Genomic DNA, 13,106 nt, shown 5'->3' on the forward strand with positions numbered 1-13,106 from the left:
TTTTACTTTTTTTATACCTTATTCCATCCGGCCACTTTTTGCCCCTTTTTTCCATTAGTATAACAATCAATACAGCTCATAAAAATTAATTTAGTTATCCAACTCTTACCGTAAGCTGCTTCTTTCAGGGTCAGTCTTTCTCATTATTTCTTCTGTGCTTTCTGGCTCTTACTAATATAATGATTGCTGCAAAGAGAAGCATAAACAGAGCTGAGGCTGCAACTATTGTAAACATGATCGGCTGCTTATTTTCTTTTACAAACTCTTTTACCGTAGGCTTTGTTTTTAAGTCCGTATCTTTCATAAATTGAAAACTCTTTATATCCATCGTAGTGTCAATCAGATTACAGTCACCTTTTAATTTCCCACGGTTCTCCACAGAGTTTAAGAAGTCCATTGCAATGCTTATGGTATTGTCATTCGTACCGCATACTGCCAGGATTGCCCTGCCATCGGAATAGGGTGACTTGAACAATTGAAATGCCGCTATGCTTTTAGCATAATTATCCGAAAGAACAAGCTGACTGCTGTTTAAAAAGGCATCCCCTCCCGTGCTGTAAGGAAAAAATAAATGCTTGCTTATCTTCTGCAGGAACTCATTTTCCTGAAACGTTCCGGCAGTTATGATGTTGTAATCGCTGTCCTGCTCGGAAAATTCATTGGCTTTTTGAACTTTTATTTCCCCGTAAGCTCCTACATTCTCGCCATACAATGCTAGGGTTTTTCCCAGCAGGTTTAATTCCCTGCTGCCCGGATTATTGCTTGTAACAACCAGGATAGAATTAAATCTGCCGTTGCTTTGATATGGTGCCGGCTTATAATTAAAGGATACCTTGGTACTTGCTTCTGCCGGAAGATAAAGAACAGAATCCCCGTTCACATAGGCCCAGGGCATCTCATCCTGTCTCAGACTGCAGAACAAATCCTGCAATTCAAGATCAAATGCTATTTTAATACTATTGGCGGCACTGCCAACAATATCTGCCGGAATGGTAAAGGTAAGTTCGTCACCGCCGGCATTTTCTCTGGATAATTTTTTGCTTGCTATGGGTATATCCCCCCAAAATACACTAATCAGCGAACGGGTAAAATCCAGGTTGTCACTGTATCTAAACTTTAATGTAATTTTACCTGAGGAAGCTAAAATATAGTCATTCTGAAAAGGTAAATACAAAGTGGATTCTTTATGGAAAGGTCCCACAAAGGTAAGCCCGCTTCCCATAATATCGTTAAGAGTATAATTATCGGCAACCAACTGGCTTAACAGACCGGATTCATACGCGGTCTTAGCACTTCCTTCCCTTACATAGGCGGCAGACACCTTTTCCTGGGATAACCGGTTTTCATCTAAAAGCATATTAACGGCTTCCATGAGGTTTTCCTCTTTATCTGCTGTAATTACCATTAAGGGCTTGCCATCCCGGTCTTTTGTAAGTTCCACCATTCCAAGACCATTTAACCCTATGCTGCTGCCGCCAGACCCGCTTTGCAGATATTGCTTATACTCCTGGGGCAGGTTGTCCCTTAAGGCTATGATTATTTTTCGGTCTGTTCCTGAACTGTCTGCATCTTTTAGAAAGCCAAGAGTTATCTCATTTTCTTTTTCAACCTGTGAACTTATGTCAGCCATTAAATACAGCGCCGCTGCGATTTCACCGTTATTCACTGTATCAGAAACAAATATGCCGGTTCCTAGTCCGGTAGGATTGGCAGTAGATATAAAGGGATACGGGAAATAGTTAATCTGATTATTCGTTTCTTTTAATTCATAACCGGCATAGATGTAGGAATTCTTACTAATATTAACCCAGTTTGCCCAGGAATTATCTTCTTCACAGCCTTCATAATCATAAAGTCTGACATAAGAAGTCACACTTAACTGGTTATAACCGGCTTTGAGGGCAGCGGTTGGAATTTCTACATACAAAAGCTGGTTTTCACCGTCTTTGGAAGTAATTTTGCAGGAAGAAAAGGGTTCATTATTGAGCATAAACGTTAAGGAAGCGGGTAATTTATCATTAACCATCTGACTTACGCTAAACTCGATTTCAGCATATACATATTTGGTATCCCAATAATTTGGAATGTAGAAATACAGTCCTTCCGTTGAAATGACACCTTTTAAAATACGGTCATAGTCAAAGGAAAAATATTTTTGATAGGCTGTTTTTGGCACCTGCGGTTTTTTCACATCCGGTTCAAGGGCATCCGCGGGATTGGAATCAATAATGTTATTTACCGCCTCCTGATATGCCTGACCATTGGCAGTATCTTTTTCTGCTTTGCTATCGGCTGCTCCAGTCTTATTTACTCCAGACTTGTTTGCCGCTCTATCCTTATTGGCCTCTTTATCCCTGACTGTTTCCTTTTGGTTCTTATTTGGATTAGCCCCATATGCCTGAGTTTCCCCTGTAATGACCAAAACCAAAGCAAGTATTATAAACCAGATTTTCTTATTCCATAACTTCTGCATCTATTTACCCTTCCTAATCTTACTGGTATCCTCTGACGACTCTGCATAACGCACTGTTTTTTCCCATTTAACTTCCCTTTTATAGATTGTATCACCGATGGATTGCAGAATGGAATTGAGTACCACGAAAACCCACAGTTTGGAATAGGAAAAAAGCATAATCAATATCAAAACTGCTGATTCAAAATTAAACTCATTTTCTTCTACTGCCATTGTAATCAGCATATTCAAAACAAAAACCAGGATAGCCATACCCCATAAAACCGTGGAAAATCCGCTGATGGAGACATGTACAAAACCTAGTACACCGGCAAAAAATATAAGATCGGAAAAAATCAGGGAGGATAGCATCAGCAGATATACCAGTAAGTAATACAAAACATCCAGCCTCATTTTACCCGCATCTTTGTCAAATACATATTTAAAATTTTTAAGCAGCACATAGATATTTCCTTTTGCCCATCTAGTTCTTTGTTTAAACCATATGGGCAGCAGATGGGGCTCTTGCTCCCAGGTCACGGCTAAAGGCATCATCTTTATATAATATCCCATGCGGTAAATCCGGAAACTAATCTCTGTATCCTCCGATAATGCCTTGGGGTCCCATCCCCCCATCTCCTCAATAATACTTCTTCGGATAACAAAATTGGTGCCGGGGATTGTACATAATTTAAAAAATAAAAACCGACCGGCTTGATTCATGCATTGATAGGCTAATGTCTCAATATTGACAAACCTGGTGAGTATACTGGCATTCCGGTTTCTTGTCCTGAACTTTCCTATGACGGCACCGGCTTTCTCATCGTTAATGAGGTTCTCAACCAAAAGGGTAAGTGCCTTTGGTTCCGGAGTGTTGTCCGCATCATATATGGCGATCACACTCCCCCTTGCAACAGAAAAACCAATATTTAAAGCATTGGATTTTCCTTTTCCGCCGGCTTCATTATCTGTATTGATGACTAATAACTGCCGGTCTGGATTTGCCTTTTGAATCTCTGCTAATACGTTAGCAGAATCATCACTGGAATTATCATTAATTACTATGATTTCATATTTATCACTGGGGTAATCAAAATTTAAGAGAGCTCTTACCGTTTTCTGTATTACAATACTTTCGTTATGAGCAGGTACTAAAACGGATACCATGGGGTATACCGCCGTCTCAATATGTCCATCCGTCTTTTTGACCCTGGAATAATAGATATAACCGCCGATGGACAATACAATATTAATTGTCATCAATATCCATATTACATAGATGGAATACATTGATAAAATATCAGCCCACGTCATTTTTTCTGCTCTCTTTCTTTCGTATAAAGGAACTTCTTTCTGTTAAACTGCCTTGCCCGGATAATGAAAAAGGTAAATAAGACAGAAGAAATTATTACAACAACTACAAGGATTTCATTCAGTCCGGCAAGATCCATGGCTATCCAGTGGAATAACCCTTTATTATAATCAAAATTTTTATCATATGCAAAGGGAATATAATCCAGTGACTTTTTTTCATTATTAAAATACACCTGTCCGCCAGAGGTATGAAGGTATAAGTTATTAGCATATACACTGTTGTCAATTTCCCATAGATTTTTAAATGGGATACCGGAAGTCTTTTTTTCCTCTAACTGTTCCTTTATCATATCAAAACTTTCATTCATATCAATATAAGTTGCTGTGGAATGAACCATAATCTGATTGCTTAAAAGATCGTCCAGATAAATGGAGGATCCAATCATATTGTGTCCGTCACTGTATATAGAATTAAAATGCTCCGATAAATCCACCGAAGCCTCCCCTTCCTCCTTATACCAGAATATGGTGGAATACCGTCTGATGATTTCCCTGCTGGTTTCTGTAAACATAAATCGTTCCGGCACCTGTATTCCTAAAGGATAGACACCGTAGTTGGTATAGGCCTCCGTGGCAGTGGTTAAATACTGCCATATCAAATCTACATTCTTATCTTCTCTTAATGTTATGGGAGCGTGCATGATTACAGCCCCTCCGCCTGCCTGGGCATATCGTAATATTTCACAAAAACGCTCCATGGCAGGATACTGCCCATTCTGGTAAACCGGCATAACAGATATGATAAATGGAAGTTTGTTATCAGTTAAATACTCAATAACCTTCATTAGGGTATTGGCATTGGTATAAGGATAAACCTCATTCAGTACAATATACTGGGCGTAGGTATGAGGCTTTCCGTTATAGGGCCAGAGCCACTGGGCCACTTCATCTGTAAATGATGCTAATAGCAGGGAATCGTTAAAATCTGTAACCGGTGTATATAAAAAGGAACCATATACGGAATATAAACCGGAAGATTCGCCGGCTACTGATATCATACCAGCAGTATAACGAAAGTTACCTTTTAATAAATATCCGCGGTCTAAATTCGTCAGGGTATTAAATTTTCGCTTTTCAGAGAACTCATAAGTAACGGAAGCCGTTACATCCCTAAATTCCGTACTGGTGATGGGATATCCCTTTTTGTCAACATAGGCCTTAACCATATCCCCGCCGGCAACAAAAACTGCTTTGTCAGAATCAGCCAGGGCATTAATAAAAGAATTAGTTACCCCTGTTAGATTATAGCATATAATAGAATCATAATTATTTAATACCGGCAGACACTCATCCACTGAGGCAAACACTACACTGTGCTGCAAATAGGTCAATACTTCAACAATGGACTGAACACCGGAGAGTTCTTCTTTGGTAGGATTATTATTATATATAATAAGCATTTCGGCAGGCTTAAGCGGGTTTTCTTCCCCTCTGACCACTCGGGGTTCGGTAAATGGATTACCAATTGCAGCAAATAGGATAATACAGCAGAGCAGACATAATTTCTTATACATCATACTGCAGCTCACTTTCTACCTTCTGCTTATATCCAATCACATCTTTTCCATATACCTCTGCCTGATACTGCAGATAAGCGAATTGAAAATCCAGTCTTATCGTTTTATTTTCAATAATTTCAAGGGCTGCATCTTTTGAATTTAAGTTGTGTTTCAAACGGTCCTTTACTATTTTTGCACCGCCTGCATCGCATAGCAGAATCATGGCCAAAGTGCCCTTATCATCGATTGCATATACTTTATCTTCAACCCGTAATGTTTCCTGTACCACAACTGCCAGTTTCTGTTTTAACGTGTTATAATAATTTCTACCCAGTATTTTCTTAAGTTCAGGCTCATATCTAAGCCTTACAATCATCAGAGTGATTTCTGTCTTTTTCCTGGTGGCTAAGGCAATGGAAGAACCCAGGTCCAGGTATAAGCTTTTCAAATTGTATAAACCGGTTAAAGAATCAATCAAAACCAGATCCTCTACCTGTTCTCTTAATATTCCGATTTCTGTTTCAATCTTAATGCTTCTTTGAATAAAAAGTATCATTGCCCCTACTGTTATTAACGGGTAAATGAGCCATATATAATTAATTGGTTCTATGGTTTCAGTAAAGGTATAATTCATAAATATCTTATAGGCCGTATAGACAACTACCTGAAACCCTGCACATACTATACTGGGTATAATTAACCGGTATGCCGCCAGCATGACTGCCATAAAGGTAACCAAAAGCATCAGGGTGAATTCCATCTTCTGCTGTACAGGAGATAAAGACAAAATTACCGTACCGGAGAATAAACAGATTAATAAAAGCAGCATCCCTAAGTCTTCCAGAACATAACCGGTTATTTTCTTATCAGTTATTTTATTTGCCACTTTTATTTACCTCCGATCTTCAAGAATATTAAGTCTGCTCAGTAATTCCGCCGTTATAAAGAATAATATGACATCCATGGAAGCCCCCAGCAAAAACCCCTGCTGGTTAAGCAGCACATCCCCGCTCATTATAATGGTTATGACTGCCTGTGATAGACCAATTCCCGCTGTAATAACTGCCATCTCTAACATAAGGTTAGAAGATCTTTGCTTCCCTATATTCATTCTGTAGCTGTATCTTGGACCATATAATAAAAAGATAAAAACAAGCAGTAAAATTAAATAACCGATGGTTTTTGGCATGGATCTTTCTTTAAAGTTACTCCATCCAGACCAGAACAGACTCTTGGCCATTACCGGCATACCTGCTGATTTTTCATAGTTGCCGCAAAAGCTGCGTCTTAGATTGGTAACGCTTTTGACTGCAATATCCATCATCCCGGCAAAACTTCCAGGATGTTTGATATAATAAACAGCAATATCATATGGTTGGTATTTATCAAAAAATCCTTTTTGCAAAACCTCAGCCTCCGGCAGAACCTGAGGATAATAGTCATATGCAGAGGTATTGGCAAGGACTGAGTAAGAACTGTCAATCCCAAATTCCTCCAGGGCTTTTTCCGGATTCTTTGCCTGAAACAAAACTCCCCTGGTCATGGAGTGATATTTACTTGTAATTGTAAAATCCGATTCCAGAAGGTAGAACGATATAAGCCCGGATATACTTAATACAAATGCAAGAAAAATGCATCCCGCTCTCCAAAGAAAGCTCCTGTTTAAAAAGACCCCACGGATAAAAAATCCTGCAAGAATTATTCCTATAATCCAGCACTGCTGTCTTGATAAACTTAATATAATACCGAAAAGTGTTAGGAAAAGCACCTTGGTGGTAGTGTATTTACCGGTAAGGCTACTTATTATTCCGGCAATATAGACAAGACAGATAAACCATAAAGCTTCCGGATATAGAGAAGCAAAGTAAGTGATATAAGTTATGTCTCCAAATATAAACACACCCAGAGCGGTAATTGCCGTAGCTTCCGAAAAATTAGTGACCCGCATGCAGGCCTGCTTTACAATTAAATATACGGCCGGTAAAAAAAGAATTCCGTAGATGGCGGCCAGAAAGCGGATATCAAAAAACTTATCTTTTGTTACCAGGTTATCTAAAAAAACAGCGGTTTTTATAAAAAACTCCTGAGAATTCTTAAATCCCGCTAAACTGCTGCCCTCTTGTTTATAAATCCTTACATAATAATTATTATACATATCCGAACTGTCTTCTTGTATATAAGACAGCCCAGCCCCCTCCATCGTTTTACGAAAGGTTCCGTCATCCGAAACACCTAAGTATGGAGGAAGGATCAAGGCATAAATCCAAATGAGGCTAATCACAATAATAGCAGCAACTGCCATTCTATGCGGAGTATACTTATCCTTCATTCTAAAATTCAGCAATTTTCTCTTACCAAGTAAAAACTTAAGACCTGATACGAATCTGCCGAATATATAAAGTAATCGCTTCTTTAATTTCATAGCTGCTCCTGCATACGCGCTCCTGCTAAAGATTAATTCTCATTTTTTCCAGAGCAAAACTCATCATCCAGAAAACTTTCCACAAAAAAGCGTGGCCGCTGTTTTGCTTCTAAAAATATCTTTCCTATATATTCACCAATTATTCCCAAGGAAAGCAAAATCAATCCACCGATTGCCCACAAAGAAACTGTTAAACTCGCCCAGCCAACAACTGTTTGTCCCGTAAAGTACCGTGCCAGAATGTAGATAAGCATCAAAATGCTGAAACTGAAAACAAATATACCAAGGGTAGAAATCATGCGGATTGGTTTTATGCTAAAAGAGGTAATACCGTCCCAGGCAAAGGCAATCATTTTATTAAGGGGATACTTACTCTCACCGGCATACCGCTTATTTCTTTCGTAGGTAACGATTCCGCTCCGGTAACCAATCAGAGGGACGATACCCCTAAGAAACAGATTAACCTCCTTGAATTCACTTAAGTCTTCAATTGCCCGTCTGCTCATTAATCGGTAGTCCGCGTGATTATAGACAGTATTCGCTCCCATATAACTCATTAGTTTGTAGAATGACTCTGCCGTAAAACGCTTAAAAAAGGAATCTTTCACTCTGCTGCTTCTGACTCCATACACGATATCACACCCTTCGTGATACTTATCAATCATCTTCTCTATCGCATCAATATCATCCTGCAGATCCGCGTCCATGGAAATCACTGCATCAGCCAATCCTTTCACTGTCAGCAAACCGGCTAAGAGTGCATTTTGATGTCCTTTATTTGTGCTTAAATTGATTCCTGTAAATATGCTATCTCTTTCGTGCAACTCTTTGATCATAATCCAGGTATTATCATAAGAACCGTCATTCACAAACACGATTCGGCTTTTCTCACTGATTTTCCCTGAATTCATCAAATATTCAAGCTTTAGTTTTAGCCGAGCTGCCGTTTCCTGTAAAACAGCCTGTTCATTATAACAGGGTATTACAATATATAAAATATTTTTCATATTCACGGCTCCCTTATCCTATTTTTCCTGAATATATTACACTATAACTGCTTGTAGGGTTATTATACTGAGTTGAAAAATTAAAGTCAAAGTCAAATCTTTCTATAGAATTGTCTTCCAACCTTTTAAGTGGTAATCACAGAATTCAAGGTAATTTTTCAATGTAGTAAATCCAAAATTTGATCTTTCACAATAACAGGTCAGCTTATTAATGCTTTCTTCTATTTACTTATTATAACATATTATGTTAATTTAATCCATATTTGTTGTAATTTATTTTTTATATTATAGTAAAAGTTTGATAAATTGTAATAATTTCTGGTTAACAGCGAAAAAAGTCTTCCAATCCAGTATATTTTTCTCAAACTATCTGCAAAATACTATAAATAATAACAACTGGAACCATTACCAGATAACATTTGCAGTTGCTTATTGGAGAGACCCCTTATTAAACGCTTTCGTTTCACCTGCGATTATTTGTTATTTAAAAAACCTACAGGCGGTTGCATCCTTTTATTATTGATGCAACCGCCTGTTTTTGTAGAAACTTGTTTTTGCTAAAGTCTGTTTCTGCCTATAAAGGATGAAATCCTTCAATTATGCTTTAATTCTTTTTGTTATCTCCATTTTCCTTCTCAAAACTTTCTCTGAGTTTCTTAAGTGCTTTTTTTTCGATTCTGGATACATAGGATCTGGAGATTCCAATCTTATTAGCAATTTCTCTTTGAGTAATTTCTTCCTGCATATTAAGTCCATAACGCATTTCAATTATCTGCTTTTCCCTTTTAGTCAGTACTTTGTTAACCAATTCATATAATTTCTTGACATTGCCCTGTAATTCCAGTTCATCAACGATATCCGTGTCTGAACTTTCAATGATATCCAATAGATTGATCTCATGACCTTCCTTATCCGAACCGATTGGCTCATAAAGGTATACTTCCTTAGCCTGGCGTTTTCCGCTGCGTAACATCATTAACAATTCATTATCAATACACCTGGATGCATATGTCGCAAGCCTGATACCCTTTTCAGTATCAAAGGTGTCTATCGCCTTAATTAAGCCGATTGTGCCAATGGATATAAGGTCATCTATCTCTTTATCCGCCGTATTATACTTTTTTACAATATGTGCAACCAGACGGAGATTTCTTTCAATCAGGATATCTCTGGCTTCCTTACTACCTTCCATGCATTGGTTTAAGATTTCCGTTTCTTCCTTGGCGCTCAGTGGTTTGGGAAAGGATTTCACTGAAAAAGCACCTCAACGATTAGGGTTTATTACTAATCTATGATGAGATAATTGATTAAGTGCCTTTCCTATTTTAATTAAATAATTATTTTTTAAATAAATTTTTTCTGACAATAACCGGTTTTTTTGATTTTTTCGATTCGTGGGTTTTACTTAAATCCATGATACTGATATTAATATCTTCAAAGGTACTTATCGGTTTTGTAATATTAGAATCTATCGGCTGTGAAGAAACTGCACGTTCCTGAGCAGTGACTGAAATTTCCTGATCAGGGGCTGATTTTTTTTTGGATGAGGCCGATTTTTCCGGGGCTGAGGTTGTTACTTTCTGAGTTGAGGCTGTTACTTTCTTGGTTGAAGATGGTACTTTCTCCGTCTGGGATGATACTTCCTTCGTTGTAGAAGATGCATTCTCCGCTGTGGATGATATTTCCTTCGTTGCAGATGATGCATTTTCCGCTGTGGATGATACTTCCCTCGTTGCAGATGATGCGTTGTCCGTCTGGGATGATACTTCCTTGTTTAAAGATGTTACATCTTCGCTTAAGGGTGTTATTACCTCCGTCGAAGAGGTTACTGTCTTAGCTGAGGAAGATACTTCCTCCATAGCCTGTGATATTTCATCAACAACCGTTTGTATTTTAGTGGATTCGCACATATTTATGATAGTATTAACCATCTCATCGATAGAGTCAATTATATTCTGATAACTGGAATCTGCCACGCTGTCTTTTTCAACATGAACTAATTCCGGTTCCGGTTTTATAATGCTGTCGGTAGTATCTGCTTTATCCTCCACTTGTTCAATTCGTTCCGTTATATCCTCTGTTGGCGCTATATTGTTCTGTGAAAGATAACTGAACTCTTTGGCAATTAAAGCAAAACTGTTTAATGTGTCTTCCGACCCGAACGCCTCGATTACTGCATTTAATGCCGAAAGACTAGCCTGTTCGGCGATTTTTGATATTTCTTCTACAAACTTGCTGGTTTGATCCGAAGACTCATATAAACTTTCCATCGTGCCAAACGTATAGTCGTCATATGACTGTTGTGCATTTTCCATAACATTTACCATTTCCTTTAAAGTTTCCGTTTCATTTTCTGTGGCATCCTGTACTGTATTACTGCTTTTGACTTCTTCAAACTCTTCTGTTTCCATTATGGCACCACCCGCTAATTCCTGTATGCTGGCTGCAGCTAACTCAAGATTATCTGCATTATTCTCTAGTCCATCTGTACAATCATTAAGCTCCTTTGAGATACCTTCAATTTCCTGTTTGGCAGGAATGGAAGCATTGGTTAATTTGTCAGAAGAATAAGCTGTTATATCTGCCTTCCTTCCGTTCTTGCCCTTAGATTTATGGAACCAGGTAGCCATAGTTCCTGATTCTTCTTTCGTATTACCAGGCAAGTTCATCGTAAGATCTCCCTCCCCTTCTGCGTTATTTTTCCTCGTACGGCTAGTTTTTTGAATCGGCTGTTTTTTCACTTTTGATACAAGTAAACATAAAAGTAACGCTGCTACAATAATAAGAGTTATAATTATTTTAATCAAGTATTCAACCTGCTGGATTATATATTTCATTATACTATTATGAAAATTCCTCACCATAGGTGACAATTTTTAAGTAGATTCCTGATATTTTTCTTTCAGTCTGTCCCACATTTAAAAACTGATGTACCTACAAGCCGATATAGACAGATATCCTGGCTAATACTAGGTCATATTTCGTCACCTGGTTAAAGAAAAAATCCGATCATAATGAGCTCCTGTATGCTAGACCTAAATATCTAACTTGGGATATGTTCATTATGACCGGACCTTCTGGTCAAAGTATATAATTGATAAAACTAAGAATATAAATGATTGCTAATTACTATTTCTCTAGGACAACCTCGTCTTAAAATCCTCATAACCAAAGGTTTTAATGATCTGAATTCCTTTTTCTGTGCTATAGGCCGCTATGCAGGGCAGACCAATTCCATTAAAGGTATTATTCTTAACCATGGAATAGTGGGCCATATCGCAGAAGATAAGTGTATCCCCTGGCTTTAACGGTTCACGAAAGGAATAATCCCCGATGACATCCCCCGCTAAGCAGGTTGGACCGCCAAGTCTGTAAGTAAAGGCAAACTCACCAGGTTTCCCAGCACCGATAATCTCCGGTCTATAAGGCATCTCAAGGACATCCGGCATGTGACAGGCTGCAGAGGTATCAAGGATAGCGATATCCATACCATTTTCCAGGGTATCCAGAACTTTTGATACTAAAAATCCAGTATTTAAGACTACGGCCTCACCGGGTTCTAAGTATACCTCCACACCATATTTTTCTTTGATAAATAATATGGAGCGTATCAAGGTTTCTATATCATAATCCGGTCTTGTAATATGGTGACCGCCGCCAAAATTAATCCATTTCATTTTGCTGATAAAACTTCCGAATTCCTCATCAACAATCTGAACAGTACGTTCCAGTACATCGGAATTCTGTTCACACATTGTATGAAAGTGAAGTCCTTCTATGCCTTCTAAATCAGCTGCATTAACTTTCTCAAGCTGTGCCAGGGTTATTCCGAATCTGGAACCCGGAATGCAGGGGTTGTAAAGGTCTGTTTCAATCTCTGAGTATTCCGGATTAATTCTAAGACCGCACCCGATTGTTTTTTTTGAGGCTTTTACTGTCTCTTTGTACTTGTTCCATTGGCTTATGGAGTTAAATACCATATGATCACAAATCGAGATAATTTCTTCAATTTCATCTTCACGGTAAGCAGGGGAAAATATGTGGACTTCACCTTTTAACTCCTCCCTGCCAAGCCTGGCTTCATAAAGACTGCTGGCTGTAGTACCCTGCAGGTATTCTCCAATAAGAGGATATTCATAGAACATGGAAAATGCTTTTTGGGCCAGCAGAATTTTACAGCCTGTCCGGTCAGATACCGTTTTTAATAGTTCCAGATTTTTTTTAAGTAAGGATTCATCAACAACATAAGTTGGTGTAGGAAGGTTCTTTACATCAAAATTCATGTTAACTCCTCTCTGCGTTTTTATTTACGCTAAATATGAAGATGGACTGCTGCAAAAATATATAAACAT

General features: G+C 38.2%; 9 protein-coding genes. All 9 read right to left on the reverse strand.

The genetic code is table 11. The features are described 5' to 3' along the window. Positions 1 to 130: 130 nt before the first annotated feature. Positions 131 to 2,473, reverse strand: coding sequence for a cellulose biosynthesis cyclic di-GMP-binding regulatory protein BcsB (locus tag QA584_RS15800; protein WP_278270017.1), 2,343 nt, complete (start codon positions 2,471 to 2,473; stop codon positions 131 to 133). After that, positions 2,474 to 3,766, reverse strand: a complete 1,293-nt coding sequence (locus QA584_RS15805) for a glycosyltransferase (RefSeq protein WP_278270018.1) — start codon at positions 3,764 to 3,766, stop codon at positions 2,474 to 2,476. Then, positions 3,763 to 5,343: a DUF2334 domain-containing protein gene (locus QA584_RS15810; protein WP_278270019.1), complete on the reverse strand. Its 1,581-nt coding sequence runs from the start codon at positions 5,341 to 5,343 to the stop codon at positions 3,763 to 3,765. Before QA584_RS15810 ends, QA584_RS15805 begins: the two co-directional genes overlap by 4 nt. Next, a complete protein-coding gene (locus tag QA584_RS15815) occupies positions 5,333 to 6,211 on the reverse strand; it encodes a GGDEF domain-containing protein (RefSeq protein WP_278270021.1) in 879 nt (292 codons plus the stop codon). The genes QA584_RS15810 and QA584_RS15815 overlap by 11 nt, the downstream gene beginning before the upstream one ends. Before the next feature lie 6 nt (positions 6,212 to 6,217). After that, positions 6,218 to 7,747, reverse strand: coding sequence for a glycan biosynthesis hexose transferase WsfD (gene wsfD, locus QA584_RS15820; protein ID WP_278270022.1), 1,530 nt, complete (start codon positions 7,745 to 7,747; stop codon positions 6,218 to 6,220). A 32-nt stretch (positions 7,748 to 7,779) separates the two neighbouring features. After that, complete coding sequence (locus QA584_RS15825) at positions 7,780 to 8,754, reverse strand: glycosyltransferase family 2 protein (protein ID WP_278270023.1); 975 nt, start codon at positions 8,752 to 8,754, stop codon at positions 7,780 to 7,782. A 604-nt stretch (positions 8,755 to 9,358) separates the two neighbouring features. Further along, a complete protein-coding gene (gene sigK, locus QA584_RS15830; protein ID WP_278270024.1) occupies positions 9,359 to 10,006 on the reverse strand; it encodes an RNA polymerase sporulation sigma factor SigK in 648 nt (215 codons plus the stop codon). Between the two features lie 85 nt (positions 10,007 to 10,091). Further along, the gene (locus tag QA584_RS15835) at positions 10,092 to 11,561 is read right to left on the reverse strand and encodes a methyl-accepting chemotaxis protein (protein ID WP_278270025.1); all 1,470 of its coding nucleotides are present in this window, start codon (positions 11,559 to 11,561) and stop codon (positions 10,092 to 10,094) included. Positions 11,562 to 11,891: 330 nt separating this feature from the next. Then, positions 11,892 to 13,037: a carboxynorspermidine decarboxylase gene (gene nspC, locus QA584_RS15840; RefSeq protein WP_278270026.1), complete on the reverse strand. Its 1,146-nt coding sequence runs from the start codon at positions 13,035 to 13,037 to the stop codon at positions 11,892 to 11,894. Positions 13,038 to 13,106 lie beyond the last annotated feature (69 nt).

It is taken from the genome of Anaerocolumna sp. AGMB13025, from assembly GCF_029689925.1.
GTDB lineage: Bacteria > Bacillota > Clostridia > Lachnospirales > Lachnospiraceae > Anaerocolumna.